Consider the following 13,976-nt stretch of genomic DNA (forward strand, 5'->3'; position numbering starts at 1 on the left):
CTCGTGATCCCATAGGCCAGATATAGCACTACGCTGCACCATTGCAGCAGGATGGGCGGCCAACTCATCTAAAATTTCATCAAAAACTCCTTGTGGAAACCCCCACCTCGCACCGCAGGTGGGGGAGGAAACAAGCGTCAGGCAGCGGGGTTAAATGCCCCACTGACTGACAATCTCTGCGGGCAACTGACCAAAATACCCGTGGCGCGATAGAGTAGCTCAACCTTGGCAGCACTAAACTGTCCAATACGCTTCCAAGTGAACTCAGAAACAGAAACTTGCCGAGTCGTATCCCCACTCACATAGCCCACCGAGACGCGACCTGCCATCTCAGCCCGCACTAGATCGCCCTTCCGGAATCCATGGCGGGTTACTGTGCCCCCATATTTGCGGCGTAGACCCTTTTTACGGGGAACCATGAGGTGCAGTTGCCTGCGACTGATGGGTGGCCGTTTAATCACCACAAATGGGGCAGATGTGAGCTTAACCTCTCCAAACCAAAGATAACCGTGACTGCGTTTCCGGTGGAAGGGACGATACTCGATGAAGTATCCACAGGCTAAAGCGATACCATCTACCGCATGGGTTTGGGGAATTTGTTCTGCTTTGTCCTGAGACTTCTTTAATCCCAAAGCAGAGCGAAGTTGAGCGGTGCCATTGCCATCCTGCTGCCACCCGTAGCGAGTGTAGACGGGGGCAATTTGCTCCATTTTCTCAATGGCGTAGGCTTGCCCCACCATGACCGGAGAGAAACCTTGCCCAGATTTTGCTCCCTTTCGACCTGAGGTTAAGTCCACGTCGGCGCGAACTTTCTCGTAGCCAATGGTGGCAATGGGGAATAGTTGGGACAACTCCTGAACAACTCGAAACTCTAGGTCTCGGTTGGCTCGGATACTGGGGGGCACTTTCTGCTGTTTACGGTTGTTAAATCGCTTTTGGCGATGATTTCGTAGCTGAAAGGGTAACTCTCGATTAATCCGCCGACTGCGGCGAGAACGCCGTAGCATTCTGCGATGATCCATCCGTTCACGCACCCTGGGGTAGGGGAGTTCTAGGTGGGACTGGAATAATGTCGCTTGAGCGGATTGAACGGCAATCCCTGAATAGAGTTTGCCGGGATCGACCCCGACCACGATGGGCTGGGTATTGCGACCCGATGGCTCCGCTTTCAGGCGCACTACCTTAATCCGTAGATTGGTTTTCACCCATTGGGCCTTGCCCTGCGCTACCCACCGTTGAGCGCGACTACTCTTGGTGGGCATGGCAGGAGTACCATCAGGGTTTTGGGCTGGGATGCGTTGCATGGAAGATAATTCCAAAACTATAGGTCTCTTCAGCCAGTGAGTACGGTGTTTCTGGGCTGAACCCACTCCCTGAGATTCCAGGGCCTTACAAATAATCCGATTTAGAGAAGCAACCGGAAGTGTTGCCGTACTAACCTTGGTGGCCTATTCGCAGCTACGACCGGGTTATCTCCGGTCACTCCCCCACCTCGGCGGATGCCAGGTGGGGGTCATTGAACTGTCCGGCTCTGTACATCGATAATCCTCAATCCTCCCCTGAGTATTGTGGGGTTAATTGAACCATCTTTTTAGCTGCGCCTGAGCTTGGGCTTTATGCTCATCCTTGATATGAACAGCAACAGTCGCGATCGCCAAACCCAAAGCACCAAAATCATCACTGTAGCCCGTCACTGGAATGAAATCAGGGATAGCGTCTAACGGGAAAATGAAATACCCCAGAGCACTGATAATGATGCCCTTTGCCCAGGCAGGAGTATCAGAATCTCGCGAACAGTAGTAAAGCGTTAGGGCCTGTAAAATAACTGCTTTTCCGGCTGCCGTCGCACTTTGCTTAATCTTTTTCCAGAACGACGTTTCATGATTACCATCACTATGATGGTGTGGATCAGAACTGGGCATTAGCTGTTATCTCCTCATCATGAAAATGTGCCTGAAATGCATGGTTGCAACGGGTTGAGCAGACCTTATTTTAAACAATTCATAATCGTTCTGCTCGCTACCTCAGCGAGCAATTTTACCGAGGGCAGGATGTGGTGGATTGACCCATTGCCCCCGGTTGGCGGCTGACGGTGGATAATAGGATGCTAGATTAACTCTGAACCCTGTGGAATGGGAGTTATTCAGGGTGAGACGGCATGGCTAATGTTTATCGCTATTATGAGATTCTCGAACTGCGTCCGGGGGCATCGGCGAAGGCGATTAAACAGGCCTATCGGCGGTTGGTGAAGCAGTGGCATCCCGATCGTTTTGCGATCGCAACGGGCACAGAACAGGCCGAAGCCGAGCAGCGGATTAAAGCGATTAACGAAGCCTACGCCTACCTCAAAGATCATCGGGTATCGGGGCAGCCGTTGGGGGATGAGGTGGCCCCCCGCAGCAAGGTGGAAAATGAGGCGGAATGGTACTACATCAAAGGGGTAGAAAAAGCGAAGCAGGAACGCTACAGCGATGCGATCGCTGACTTTTCCCAAGCTATTTTTTTACAGCCGGACTATCTGGCGGCCTATAAATATCGGGCGTTGGTCTATGCAGTGACAGGAAAAGATCGCCGGGCCAATGCCGATCTGCGCCGCGTGGCTCAACTGAAAAAACGCAGTCAAGCCCCCACCCCATCGCCCACCTCAGCGGCAACAGGGCGGACTCGTCCCCCGGCGGTGGCCTGGTCCTGTGCCGGAACCCTGCGCCAACATCGGGCGGGGGTGACGGGGTTGGCGTTGAGTCCCGATGGGCGCTATTTGGTGAGCAGCAGCAATGACGCGACGGTGCGAATGTGGCAGTTGAGTACGGGGCGATCGCTGCGGACCTTAACCGGCCATACGGGGCAGGTTCATTGTGTGGCGGTGAGTCCTGACGGGCGGTGGATTGCCAGCGGAGGGAGCGATCGCACCGTGCGCCTTTGGAATCTCCAAAATGGCCGGTTAGTCCGAACCTTGGGGGGCTGGTTTGGGGGACATAGCCAGGGGGTGTTTGCGATCGCCTTTCATCCCGACCGCAAACGCCTTGTCAGTGGCAGCGCCGATCAAACCGTGCGCCTCTGGGCGATCAGCAGCGGCAAAGAATTACGCACCTTAACGGGGTATTCCCACACCATTAACGCCGTCGCCATCAGTCCCGATGGCCTCACCTTGGTGAGCAGCAGCCTCGAAAAGTCCCTGAAAATTCGCCAGATGGGGACGGGGCGACTGTTGCGGGCGTTGCGGCAAGAGTATCGAATGACGGATTTGCTGTTTAATGCCGACGGGTCGCGTCTGTTCATTGCGGGGTCAGATCAGCAAATTCGGGTCTGGGATGTGGCCCTGGGTATGGTGATTCAAACCTATACGGGCCACGCAACACCCATCAGCGCCCTCACCCTCAGCACCGATGATCAATTTCTGGTCAGTGGCAGCGAAGACGGCATGATCAAGGTGTGGTCAGTGGCAACGGGTCAGGCTGACGATACGATCCATGGGCACAGCGATCGCATCACCGGCCTCGTGCTCAGTCCCGACGGGAACACCCTCGCCAGCAGCAGCCTCGATCACACGATTAAACTCTGGTGGCGTTCCGGCTCCTAGGGGGTGAGCTAAAACGGCCACCACTGCCGCCAGCGGGGGACGGGGTGATGCTGATGCCAGCGGGTGAGGAGTTCGGCGATCGCCTCGGAAAAACTCGGTTGGGGAAAGAGATGGCTGGGTAAATCATCCAGGGTTAGCCGCTGGGCGAGGGCAAGGGCAAAAACAGCGATCGCCTCCGATGCCGCCGACCCCAACACCGCCGCCCCCAACAGTTCCCCCGACGGCAACACCACCACCCGACAGAGTCCCGTGGTGGTTCCCCGCAGGGCCGCGCTGGCGCTGTCTTTGATATAGGTCTGATGGCAGAGTACCGCTTCGCCATAGTGGGCGCGGGCTTGAACCACCGTTAACCCCACCCGCGCAAAGGCTGGGTCTGTGTGGAGAATGATCGGGATGGTGCGGTAGTCCATCGCGCGGCGGTGACGCTTGAGGGCATGGTGGACGGCTTGGGTAGCTTCGGCTTGGGCGAGGTGGGGGAGGTCGTAGCCGCCTAAGCCTGCGCCGATGCCATAGATGCGGGGATGGTGGGTCTGGAGGGTTGCCGTGACGGGAATGCCGTGGGGGTGGACGGTGACTTGGACGCGATCGAGGTGTAGCCCGCTCTGTTCCGGTTGGGGGCGATCGAGCCAGAGCAGCGCATCGGTGGCGAGGGCCTGTTCCGGGAGTTGGAGCCAAGTTTGCCCGTCGAGGACTTTGAGTTGCTGAATGGGGCTGTGGGGGAGTACGGTCACGCCGCTGCCGTCGAGGATGGCCTGAATCCGTTGGACGAGGCTGGGGTCTTCGTGGGGCAGGAGGCGATCGCGACAAATCAAGGTGATCTGGCTGCCCAGCCGCTGCAAACTTTGGGCCAGTTCCACCGCATCGAGTTGATGCCCCACGATCGCCAGCTGTGCAGGCAGTTGAGGCAGGGTTAACAGTTGATCCACCGTCAACACATTCAGCCCAGCTAATTCCGGACGGGCGGTGGTGGTTTCCAAGGCAAGAAGATAGGCCCGCGATCGCAGCACCCGTTCCCCCACCTGCAACCCCAGGGCCGGTTCCGTGACAAACTCCGCCATCCCCGCCACCCAATCCACCCCCGCCATCCCCAACACCGCCGGACTCCATTGCTCCGTAATCGCCGCCACGCCCCCTTGAATCTGGGCAGTGATCGCGGGCCAATCCACGGCCGCCCATTCTGTTCTCTGTTGAGAACTCCAGTAGCGCAGGCCGTAGCGGATATAGGGGGCGATCGCCGGTGGTAGATTGTGATTCACCAGGGCGACGCGGGCCCCTTGTTGGGTGGCTTCGAGGGCAGCAGCGACACCAGCGGGCGTATGGCCCACAATAACCAAATCGTAATCAAACGCCATTAGCAATCATCGGGCGAAAGGGCGGTAACAGTGGTGTGCAACGCGGTGATCAGGCGTTGGTTTTCGGCCGGAGTGCGAACGGCAACGCGGAAGTAGCGATCGCCCAATTCCGGAAAACTGAGGCAATCCCGAATCAAAATTTTAGCGGTTTTGAGGAGATGGAGTTGGAGGCGATCGCTGGGAATCTCCGTCCGCACCAGGAGAAAATTCGCCGCCCCCGGTTGCGGTTCTAGACCCGGAATTTGGGCTAACCCCTCGGCCAACGCTTGGCGAGCGGGGGGGAGCCAAGCCCAGGTTTGCTGTTGAAAGTCGTAGTCCTGCAAAATCTCCACCCCCACTGCCGCCGCTAACCCATTCACCGCCCAGGGGTCGCGCCGGTCTTGCCAAATCCGAATCCGATCCGGATGGGCGATCGCATAGCCCAACCGCAGCCCCGGCAAACTATAAAACTTCGTCAGCGATCGTAAAATCACCACCTGGGGCCAAGCCGCCACCTGATCAATCAAACTTTCTTGCTGGGACGGCGGCAGAAAATCCATAAATGCCTCATCGACGATCGCCAACTGACTGCGGGCAATCCACGGCACAATTGCCCCTAGGGGCCAGAGTTTCCCCGTCGGATTGTGGGGATTATTGAGCAGCAGCCCGGACAGATCAGCGGGCAACTCTGGCTCTTGAGGATGCGCCGGATCGAGGGGTAACGGCACGTCCCGCACTGAAATTTGGAACGCCCGGAGGGCACGGCGATAATCCGCAAAGGCAGGGGTAAATAGGGTCGTGGTTTCGGTGTGGGCGGCAAGATCCCAGGCGGCCCAGGTCAGGAGTTCTGCCGCACCATTGCCCGGTAAAATCCAATCGGGATCGATATTGTGGTGGCGGGCGATCGCATCCCGCAGGTGGGTGTAGTTGGGGTCGGGGTAATGGCTGAGGGTGGGGGTGCTGGCTTGGAGGGCGGCGATCGCACAGGGTGGCGGGCCGAGGGGGTTAATACTCGCCGAAAAATCTAAAAGCTCACGGCAGGAACAGTCAGCAACATCGGTTGCCCAAACTAGATTCCCGCCGTGAGTCGGTCGCGTCTTCATTAATACCGCGAAAAATAGCTCGCCAAGTTACGGAGCGACTTTTTCCTTGAACAATTTACCGGCAGAGAACGCCGGCACTTTGGTCGCGGGGATTTTCATCGGATCGCCGGTTTTGGGGTTGCGACCTTCGCGCTCTTTGCGATCGCGAGGCTCAAAGGAACCAAAACCCACCAATGTCACTTTTTCGCCATTGGACACCGCTTCCATAATGGCTTCAACGGTAGCACTGATGACCCGATCCACATCTTTCTTGGTCACGCTGGTTTTTTCGTGAACCTGATCGACAAGTTCGCCTTTATTCATTACAAAATCTCCTTGCTGGATTGGCGCTCTCAAATTATAGAGAACAAGTTCAATTCACCCTGGACTTCAGCTTAAAATTGCTGAAAGCCTCATCGGGTCGTAATTTTACTGACTCATTCTAAGCGTTGTCTAGTCATTGTGGATCGCTGAAAGCCCCATTTTCCCAAGGTTTTTAATATTTCTTTGGGGTCGCGGGGCGCAAGTTAGGCAATCCTTGGGGCAACTCAAATCACTGAAACTCCACCGCTGTAAAGGCTTCAGCCTTTTTTACTCAAAAACTATCGTCGCTTTCCCGCGTCGGCCATCGGCAAAAACCTGTCTGTGTCGTGGCTGTTTGCAACACCATTTCGATAAAGAAAGGTTAAGACTTGCCGCGATCGCAGGCCCCTCCCTAGGATTTACCCAGCCATGGCCCTTCCCAACTCAGGTTAAACTAGTAGTCTATATCGTTAGGTTTAAAAGTCACTCATGCCTCCCCGTTGGCCCCGCAAACCCGATCGCGCAACTGACCCGGCCTATCGTCGTCTGGACGATCGCATGACCTTCGCGGTGCATGTAGCAGGGTTTCTAGCCTGCAATTCCGGCATTTGGTTTTTTTATGAACTCAAACAGGCGGCCTGGCCGTGGGCGAAATGGGTCACCGGGATTTGGGCCGTTCTGCTCCTGGTTCATTTCATTTACATTACAGCGATCGCTGATTACTCCCTAAACTCCGATGGCTAACCCCAATCCCACCGAAGCAATTGAAGCGATCGCCAGTGCGATCGGCAGTGTAGTCTACATTGACGTTGCCAAATGGCATCTCTACCTCAACGACGCGAAACTCCATACCCTTGTGGCCCAGCGTCTCTATCCCCTCTTGGTTGACAATGACATCAGTGAAGACCGTGTCCTTGAAGTGTTACGGCAAATTCCGGTCAAAGTTGGCGGGGGTAAGCGAGAACTACCGCTCCTCGAACTGTTGCCGATGCATTGTCAAGTTGACTTGATGGATGTCTTAGAAGAACTCCAGCATCAGCTCTAGGTCAGAGGATAAACATCAGGGCCGGAGGTCTGGCCAATCGGAGTGAGCCACACAAAACCCCACATCGGGAAAGGGAATTATGAGCGATCGCATCTTAGCTGAACTCTCCAAGGATGAACTGATTCAAGAAGTCGAGCGTCTGCAACAGGAATCCGAACACCTGCAAAAAGTTAAACTCGCCTTTGATGCTCAAGACCAACTGGTGCGATCGCTCGTCTCCATGGGACGCGCCGCCACCGGCCGCCTCATGTTGCGCTCCATGCTGCTCCAAACCATTAAAGTCTCCGTCAAGCTCACCTTCGCCGAAGAAAGTAGCCTCTTTCTCCTCGACACCAACGGCGCTGTCACCGAAAGCATCCTCGCCAGAGGAGCCACCATTCGAGAACAACGGGACGACCTGATCGGCAAAGTCCTCGATCAAGGACTCGCCGGCTGGGTTGTCCAACATCGCCAAACTGGCCGCATCGACGACACCCGCACCGATGACCGCTGGATGACCCTACCCAACCAGCCCTACACCGTCGGCTCCGCCCTTTGTGTCCCCATCCTGCGCGGTAAAGTGCTCCTCGGCCTGCTCACCCTCACCCACCCCAAACCCCGCCACTTCACCCCCCAACTGGCGGAACTGATGGAGATGTGCGCCACTCAGATGGCCCTCGCCCTCGATAATGCTCGGCTCTACATGCTTGAACATCAAAAGCAAGAAGCCACCAAGCAAGAAGCCAACACCAATCCAGACGAAAACACCACCGATCTTTCCCAAGTCGGAATTTTTATCATCTCCGATACCGGCAAGTTTCTCTATGCCAATCCCCGCGTCGCTCAAATTTTTGGCTATGAATTTGGCGAATTAGTAATCCTAGAATCAATTCTCAAACTCGTGTCCACCACCCATTATCGTGAAGTGGCAGAGCAGATGCAGCAATGCTTCCAAGGCTTTAACCCGATTCTGTCCTGTCAATTTCAAGGGCAACGCAAGGATCGCCGCGTCGTCGGGGTGGATGTCTACGGAACTCGTACAAAATTTTACGGGAAGTATGTGATCATCGGTGTGCTCAGTTTGACCTAGTGCGGTGGATGCCTTGGTGCTAGGGGGTTGAGGGGGGGAATCCTAGGGCGATCGCGCCAACCAATAGGTCATCATCTCCCCGCGCCCCTTCACCAACACAGTGCCACGGGGTTCGATCAAAAACTGATCCTGGAACGGCTTCAAGTGTTCGTAGGTGGTTTGGGTGACTTGAACGCGGTTCGGTTCCCCCTGAGACTCCATCCGCGAGGCCACATTCACCGTGTCCCCCCACATGTCATAGCCAAACTTACTCACCCCAATCACCCCCGCCACCACAGACCCCGTATTGATGCCGATCCGCAGGGCAAACTGTTTCCCGGTTTCTGCGTTGAATTGCTTGATGTAGTCCAAAAGCTCCAACGCCATCCGAGCGACGCGGGGCGCATGATCATCGCAGGGATAGGGCAGCCCCGACACCGCCATATAGGCATCCCCAATGGTTTTGATTTTTTCGAGGCCGTGACGGGCGGCAATATAGTCAAAATCGGAAAAAATCGTGTTGAGAATTTCCACGAGTTCCGTTGAGGAGAGTTCTGTTGAAAGTTCGGTGAAGTTAACCAGATCGGCAAATAACACCGTGACGCTGTCGAAATAGTCAGCGATCGTGCTTTCTTGATTTTTGAGGCGTTGGGCGATCGGGGCGGGCAGAATGTTGAGCAAGAGGGTTTCGGAACGTTCTTGTTCTTGGCGGAGGGCAGTTTCGGCTAGCTTACTGGCGGTGATATCCCGCGCCACCCAGAGCACGAGTTCGCCGGATAAGGGGGAAATATTCGCCGAAAACCACCGTTGCCCGGAGGCTAGGGACATTTCATATTCAACGTTGATGGTTTCTTGGCTATCGAGAATCCCTTGGATGGTGTTGAGGTAGTGGTCTACCTCTGCTGCCGGGATGATATCCCTAAGATTGGGGGTGGTGTGGGGAGGGTCGAACCGGAGGCGGCTGTGATCGAATTTGGTGGGGGCAACTTTGTGGCAGAGTCCCTCACGATCAAAGACGAGGATCATGTCATTCATGGCGGCAAACAGGGCCATGAGTTCGGCTTCGGAGGCTTGGAGGGCTTCTTCGATCAGGATGCGATCGCGAATTTCCTGTTCCAACCGCTGATTTTGCGACTCCAACGTCCGCCGCAACCGCAACAAATCCAATTGATGCTCCACCCGCACCAACACTTCCGCAAATTGAAACGGTTTCGGAATATAGTCAGCCGCCCCCACCCCAAAAGCCTTCACCTTATCCACCACATCATTGAGGGCACTAATAAAAATAATCGGAATATGCTGTGTGATCCCATTCTCCTTCAAGCGTTGGCACACCTCATAGCCATCCATCCGGGGCATATTAATATCGAGCAACACCAAATCCGGCGGTGACACTTGAGCCGCCTTCAGGGCCATTTCACCACTGAGGACACTCCGCACCTTGTATCCTTTGCGGGTCAGCAAGGACGACAGTAAACGCAAGTTGTGGGGCGTATCGTCCACCACAAGGATATCGGCCGGAAGATCAGATTCAGATAAGGGGAGCGGAGTAAGTTCAGCCATCAATGGAGATGAAAGGGACGTGTTCCTGAACAATCGTCGAGAAAAAGCATTGCGGGAAACACAGTGAAATCACACAGATCAAGATTCAGACCATCCACCCTCCTTTATTGTACGAGGTGATTTAGATCACATTCAGGATGATCTGTCTGGATTATTTAGGAATTTTTGGCGGCATCATAGTGAACGATACGATTGCGCCCAGCGGATTTGGCTAAATACAGTGCTTCATCGGCTTGGGCAATAAGTGCGGTGGGTTCCTTCGCTGCGGTGAAATCGATGCAGGCAATCCCTAAGCTAACGGTCACCGTGTCTTGAATTGTAGATTTTTGGTGGGGAATCGCGGCCATGTTGACATGGCTTTGAATCGCTTGGGCAACGGACTGCGCTAGATCACGGTCCGCCTGGGGCAAAATCACCCCAAACTCTTCCCCGCCATAGCGAGCGAGGAGGGCATGGGGAGGAGCAATGGTATCAATGGCCTTTTGGGTTGCTTGGACAAGGCGTTGGAGGCAGCGATCGCCCTCCAAATGCCCGTAATGATCATTAAACGCCTTAAAAAAATCCACATCATAGAGAATCAGTGCAATAGATCCCGCATCCGTCAACAGAATCCACCAACGCTGCAAATATTCATCAAAGTGGCGACGGTTAGACGTGCCGGTCAATCCATCTTGGTTCGCCAACCCTTGCAGCTTTTCATTGGCCATTTGCAACGCCGTTTCCACCTTGACCCGCTCTTGAATTTCCAGTTGCAATTGTTGATTGCGCATTTGCAATTGTTTTTGCAGCAGACAGATTTTAAGCTGATTTTCCACCCGCGCTAGCACCTCAGCCCATTGAAAAGGCTTGGTAATGTAGTCAACTCCCCCCACTTCAAACGCTTTAACTTTATCCGTGACCTCATTAAACGCACTAATGAAAATGACCGGGACATCTTGCGTGAGAGCATCGGATTTTAGGGATTGGCAGACTTCATACCCATTCATTTGGGGCATGCTGATATCGAGCAAAATTAAGTCGGGTATGGCGGAACGGGCAGCCCGCAAACCGATTTCACCATTAATCACACCCCGCACGTCATATCCATGATTGGTCAGCAAGGTAGAAAGTAAGCGCACATTATTGGGCGTGTCATCAATGATCAGAATATTGCCCTTTACTGGTTCTGAGGGTTGGCTCATAGGGAATTGACAGACAAGGTTTGCGTAGAAACACCATCGGGGCAATAGATGGTTACTAGACACAATATCTCAATCCATTGACTCTCAGCAGCTATCTTTAAGCAGAAACTCGCGATCGCATTCCGCCGATATAGCAAATCCCCGATCAAGATTATGATGATTGGGGATTCACTGTTTAGAGATGTGGATACAGATTGTGCAGGAAAATTGGCTTAACCTTCCTTCAGCCAGCTAAACATGGCGCGGAGATCTTTACCCACTTCCTCAATGACATGCTCGGCTTCTTGGCGACGCATGGCGGTGAAGCCAGGGCGGCCCGCTTGGTTTTCGAGGACAAATTCACGGGCAAATTGGCCGCTTTGGATTTCTTTGAGGATTTGGCGCATTTCAGCGCGGGTCTCGTCGGTGACGATGCGCGGGCCACGGGTGAGGTCGCCATATTCTGCGGTGTTGGAGATGCTGTCGCGCATATTAGCCAAGCCGCCTTCCACAATCAGATCCACAATGAGCTTCACTTCATGGAGACATTCAAAGTAGGCGAGTTCAGGCTGATAACCCGCATCAACGAGGGTTTGGAAGCCGGATTTAATTAAGGCACTCAATCCCCCGCAGAGGACCACTTGCTCACCGAAGAGGTCGGTTTCGGTTTCTTCCCGGAAGCTGGTTTCAAGGATGCCGGCGCGAGTGCCACCGATGCCTTTAGCGTAGGCCATGGCGCGATCGCGTGCTTGCCCCGACGCATCTTGATACACCGCAAACAGAGCGGGCACGCCTTCCCCTTGGGTATAGGTGCGGCGGACTAAATGCCCTGGCCCTTTCGGAGCCACCATCACCACATCCACATCGCTGGGGGGAACCACTTGACCGAAGTGAATATTAAAGCCGTGGGCGAAGAGCAACACTTTACCAGCGCTTAGGTGCGGGGCAATTTCTGTGGTGTAGACGGCCTTTTGAACTTCATCGGGCAACAGGATCATGATCAGATCGGCAGCTTTGGCAGCATCAGCCACTGAATGCACGGCCAAGCCTGCATCTTTGGCTTTGGCGGCCGAGGAACTGCCTTCGTACAGACCCACCACCACATTCACTCCACTTTCTTTGAGGTTGAGGGCATGGGCATGACCTTGGGAACCATAGCCAATGATGGCGACGGTTTTGCCGTTGAGAAGGTCTAAATTAGCGTCTTCATCATAGTACATACGAGCCATAAGGAAATCTCCTGAAGCATTAAATATAGTCAGACAGACTTGCTATTTTATCAGACGGCTGTACAGTCCTCCCCTTCTCGCGCCATGCTGAAGGGGCTAAATGGATGGGTGGAGTCGTCCGATCGCAGGGGGGAGCTTTTTTCGATGCGATCGCTATCCCCTCCCCCATGATTTCAGTGCGATCGCATCGCTCCCATCTCCCCCAACACCTCACCCAGCCCCATTCTCAAACTCTCCGGACAATTCGCCGTGACAAACATCACGCGTTGATATCACCAATATCACTAAGTATTAGTATTTAGATCAGGTTTAGGTGTGGGTAAGTTCACAGAGATCCAGAGGGCATATCACGGGATTTAGCCGCGAAACCAGTGAAGATAGAAACATCGAGAGCAAAACCGTTTAAGACCATGCCGTACGACCTTCAACTCATCCCCGGTGCAATCTTCGCCATCCTCGCAGACGTTGCCGAAACCCACACCTTAACGCTCAGCGATCGCTTCGGCTTAATGGCCGCCGTCATGGACGAACACCTCACCGAAGACGAGTGCCGTGCCATTAACCGCCTCCTCCGTGCCGTCCAACGCGGTCGCGTCTCCCTTGCCTAATTTTCGCACCTAACCCCCCATCGCTTCACAATCAAATCCCATGCTCTCACCTCAGCTCGGACCCCTCCGGGCTGATTTTTTAATTGCCCCGACTGTCCCATCAAAATACTGCCAACACCCAAAAAAATAGGGACATTCCTGAAGCGGAATATCCCTAATTCTCATTGCCAAGCGAAACGTTTTAGAGTGAGTTCACCCTAACGGTGATGAAAACCTAGGCTTTGGTGCTGCGCTTTTTCAGCCAGGTTCCCATGCCCACAGCCAAGCCTGCACCAATCATCGAGAAGGGTTCGGGCGTGCCGGTGCTGGGCTTTTCAGTTTGAGCCACTGCGATGGTCATGTGGGACAAGTCTTTACCATTTGCTGTGGCGAACTGACCGCCGAAAGAACCACCCGTCAGTTTTGCAGCATCAACCCCTTCAAAAGCGTAAGCATAGTAACCGGTGGCGGTTTTCACACTGACGACCACGTTACCGTAGAAGCTATCACCAAGAAGTGCAGACCAGGAACCACTGACGCTTTCATCAGCACTGACGCTACCACCATCATCAGATTTACCCAAGACTGACCAGTTCATGCCGCTGGTGTCGAAGCCGCTGAACAGGTCACCACTGCCGAGCTTGCTGAGGAGAGTACCTTTGTTGCCGGTATCATTACCTTCTTCCGCAGCACAGGTAGCGAAGGAGAAAATGTCGGTACTTACCGATCCAGAGGCGCAGTCGGCAAGAGCTTGTTGGGTATTATTCGGTCTAGCGGAGGCTTGGTCTGCGATCATGCCGATTGCTGCGGTACCAACCAAGGCGGAAATAGCTAGAGTAGAGATTAAGCGTTTCATTTTTTACCCTCCCACGAGTAACTAGGCGTTTTTAATGTTGTACTTGGCAGCGTTTTTAGCTTTTCCCCCGCTGCTCCTTCAGAATAACCTGATTGCCTAGGCGATTCAATAAAGTTCCCATGAAGATCTGTCGATTATTTGTAAAGAGTGGTCAAATGATTTTTAAACTGCCACGGTGAAATGTATTAAATA

14 protein-coding genes are annotated in these 13,976 nt (G+C 54.1%); 5 read left to right on the plus strand and 9 right to left on the minus strand.

Annotated elements, in window-relative coordinates:
* Positions 1–137: 137 nt before the first annotated feature.
* Together SPI6313_RS07880 and SPI6313_RS07885 are read right to left on the minus strand one after the other, a co-directional pair.
* Positions 138–1,304, minus strand: a complete 1,167-nt coding sequence (locus tag SPI6313_RS07880) for an RRXRR domain-containing protein (RefSeq protein ID WP_072620497.1) — start codon at positions 1,302–1,304, stop codon at positions 138–140.
* Positions 1,305–1,574: 270 nt separating this feature from the next.
* Positions 1,575–1,922, minus strand: coding sequence for a YkvA family protein (locus SPI6313_RS07885; protein ID WP_072620498.1), 348 nt, complete (start codon positions 1,920–1,922; stop codon positions 1,575–1,577).
* A 236-nt stretch (positions 1,923–2,158) separates the two neighbouring features.
* On the opposite strand from SPI6313_RS07885, the gene SPI6313_RS07890 reads away from it, so the two are divergent.
* Positions 2,159–3,580 carry a DnaJ domain-containing protein gene (locus SPI6313_RS07890; protein ID WP_072620499.1) on the plus strand — a complete coding sequence of 474 codons (1,422 nt, stop codon included), beginning with the start codon at positions 2,159–2,161 and terminating at the stop codon, positions 3,578–3,580.
* Positions 3,581–3,588: 8 nt separating this feature from the next.
* On the opposite strand, the gene SPI6313_RS07895 is transcribed toward SPI6313_RS07890, so the two are convergent.
* From SPI6313_RS07895 to SPI6313_RS07905, 3 genes are read right to left on the minus strand one after another with little or no spacing between them, the layout of a single operon-like run.
* Positions 3,589–4,932, minus strand: a complete 1,344-nt coding sequence (locus SPI6313_RS07895; protein WP_072620500.1) for an FAD-dependent oxidoreductase — start codon at positions 4,930–4,932, stop codon at positions 3,589–3,591.
* On the minus strand, positions 4,932–6,014 hold the full coding sequence (gene cobD, locus SPI6313_RS07900; RefSeq protein ID WP_072620501.1) for a threonine-phosphate decarboxylase CobD: 1,083 nt from the start codon (positions 6,012–6,014) through the stop codon (positions 4,932–4,934). Before cobD ends, SPI6313_RS07895 begins: the two co-directional genes overlap by 1 nt.
* Positions 6,015–6,041: 27 nt before the next feature.
* A complete protein-coding gene (locus SPI6313_RS07905; protein WP_072620502.1) occupies positions 6,042–6,317 on the minus strand; it encodes an HU family DNA-binding protein in 276 nt (91 codons plus the stop codon).
* A 468-nt stretch (positions 6,318–6,785) separates the two neighbouring features.
* On the opposite strand from SPI6313_RS07905, the gene SPI6313_RS07910 reads away from it, so the two are divergent.
* The 3 genes from SPI6313_RS07910 (at position 6,786) to SPI6313_RS07920 (ending at position 8,410) form a co-directional block, all read left to right on the plus strand.
* On the plus strand, positions 6,786–7,040 hold the full coding sequence (locus SPI6313_RS07910; protein ID WP_072620503.1) for a 2TM domain-containing protein: 255 nt from the start codon (positions 6,786–6,788) through the stop codon (positions 7,038–7,040).
* Positions 7,033–7,341, plus strand: a complete 309-nt coding sequence (locus tag SPI6313_RS07915; RefSeq protein ID WP_072620504.1) for a DUF3181 family protein — start codon at positions 7,033–7,035, stop codon at positions 7,339–7,341. The genes SPI6313_RS07910 and SPI6313_RS07915 overlap by 8 nt, the downstream gene beginning before the upstream one ends.
* Positions 7,342–7,420: 79 nt before the next feature.
* On the plus strand, positions 7,421–8,410 hold the full coding sequence (locus SPI6313_RS07920) for a GAF domain-containing protein (RefSeq protein WP_072620505.1): 990 nt from the start codon (positions 7,421–7,423) through the stop codon (positions 8,408–8,410).
* A 42-nt stretch (positions 8,411–8,452) separates the two neighbouring features.
* On the opposite strand, the gene SPI6313_RS07925 is transcribed toward SPI6313_RS07920, so the two are convergent.
* The 3 genes from SPI6313_RS07925 to ilvC form a co-directional block, all read right to left on the minus strand.
* Positions 8,453–9,952, minus strand: a complete 1,500-nt coding sequence (locus tag SPI6313_RS07925; protein WP_072620506.1) for an adenylate/guanylate cyclase domain-containing protein — start codon at positions 9,950–9,952, stop codon at positions 8,453–8,455.
* Between the two features lie 155 nt (positions 9,953–10,107).
* The gene (locus tag SPI6313_RS07930; RefSeq protein WP_072620507.1) at positions 10,108–11,133 is read right to left on the minus strand and encodes a diguanylate cyclase domain-containing protein; all 1,026 of its coding nucleotides are present in this window, start codon (positions 11,131–11,133) and stop codon (positions 10,108–10,110) included.
* Between the two features lie 212 nt (positions 11,134–11,345).
* Complete coding sequence (ilvC, locus tag SPI6313_RS07935) at positions 11,346–12,341, minus strand: ketol-acid reductoisomerase (RefSeq protein WP_072620508.1); 996 nt, start codon at positions 12,339–12,341, stop codon at positions 11,346–11,348.
* Between the two features lie 410 nt (positions 12,342–12,751).
* Here ilvC and SPI6313_RS07940 point away from each other — a divergent pair, with 410 nt between their 5' ends.
* The gene (locus SPI6313_RS07940; protein WP_072620509.1) at positions 12,752–12,949 is read left to right on the plus strand and encodes a hypothetical protein; all 198 of its coding nucleotides are present in this window, start codon (positions 12,752–12,754) and stop codon (positions 12,947–12,949) included.
* 214 nt (positions 12,950–13,163) lie between these two features.
* Here the strand turns inward: SPI6313_RS07940 and SPI6313_RS07945 are convergent, their stop codons facing one another.
* Positions 13,164–13,784 carry a PEP-CTERM sorting domain-containing protein gene (locus tag SPI6313_RS07945; RefSeq protein ID WP_072620510.1) on the minus strand — a complete coding sequence of 207 codons (621 nt, stop codon included), beginning with the start codon at positions 13,782–13,784 and terminating at the stop codon, positions 13,164–13,166.
* Positions 13,785–13,976 lie beyond the last annotated feature (192 nt).

Source organism: Spirulina major PCC 6313 (assembly GCF_001890765.1).
Taxonomy (GTDB): domain Bacteria; phylum Cyanobacteriota; class Cyanobacteriia; order Cyanobacteriales; family Spirulinaceae; genus Spirulina; species Spirulina major.

Coding starts and splice junctions, on each gene's coding strand:
- SPI6313_RS07880 (WP_072620497.1), bottom strand. CDS start 1,304: ATGCAACGCATCCCAGCCCAAAACCCTGATGGTACTCCTGCCATGCCC.
- SPI6313_RS07885 (WP_072620498.1), bottom strand. CDS start 1,922: ATGCCCAGTTCTGATCCACACCATCATAGTGATGGTAATCATGAAACG.
- SPI6313_RS07890 (WP_072620499.1), top strand. CDS start 2,159: ATGGCTAATGTTTATCGCTATTATGAGATTCTCGAACTGCGTCCGGGG.
- SPI6313_RS07895 (WP_072620500.1), bottom strand. CDS start 4,932: ATGGCGTTTGATTACGATTTGGTTATTGTGGGCCATACGCCCGCTGGT.
- cobD (WP_072620501.1), bottom strand. CDS start 6,014: ATGAAGACGCGACCGACTCACGGCGGGAATCTAGTTTGGGCAACCGAT.
- SPI6313_RS07905 (WP_072620502.1), bottom strand. CDS start 6,317: ATGAATAAAGGCGAACTTGTCGATCAGGTTCACGAAAAAACCAGCGTG.
- SPI6313_RS07910 (WP_072620503.1), top strand. CDS start 6,786: ATGCCTCCCCGTTGGCCCCGCAAACCCGATCGCGCAACTGACCCGGCC.
- SPI6313_RS07915 (WP_072620504.1), top strand. CDS start 7,033: ATGGCTAACCCCAATCCCACCGAAGCAATTGAAGCGATCGCCAGTGCG.
- SPI6313_RS07920 (WP_072620505.1), top strand. CDS start 7,421: ATGAGCGATCGCATCTTAGCTGAACTCTCCAAGGATGAACTGATTCAA.
- SPI6313_RS07925 (WP_072620506.1), bottom strand. CDS start 9,952: ATGGCTGAACTTACTCCGCTCCCCTTATCTGAATCTGATCTTCCGGCC.
- SPI6313_RS07930 (WP_072620507.1), bottom strand. CDS start 11,133: ATGAGCCAACCCTCAGAACCAGTAAAGGGCAATATTCTGATCATTGAT.
- ilvC (WP_072620508.1), bottom strand. CDS start 12,341: ATGGCTCGTATGTACTATGATGAAGACGCTAATTTAGACCTTCTCAAC.
- SPI6313_RS07940 (WP_072620509.1), top strand. CDS start 12,752: ATGCCGTACGACCTTCAACTCATCCCCGGTGCAATCTTCGCCATCCTC.
- SPI6313_RS07945 (WP_072620510.1), bottom strand. CDS start 13,784: ATGAAACGCTTAATCTCTACTCTAGCTATTTCCGCCTTGGTTGGTACC.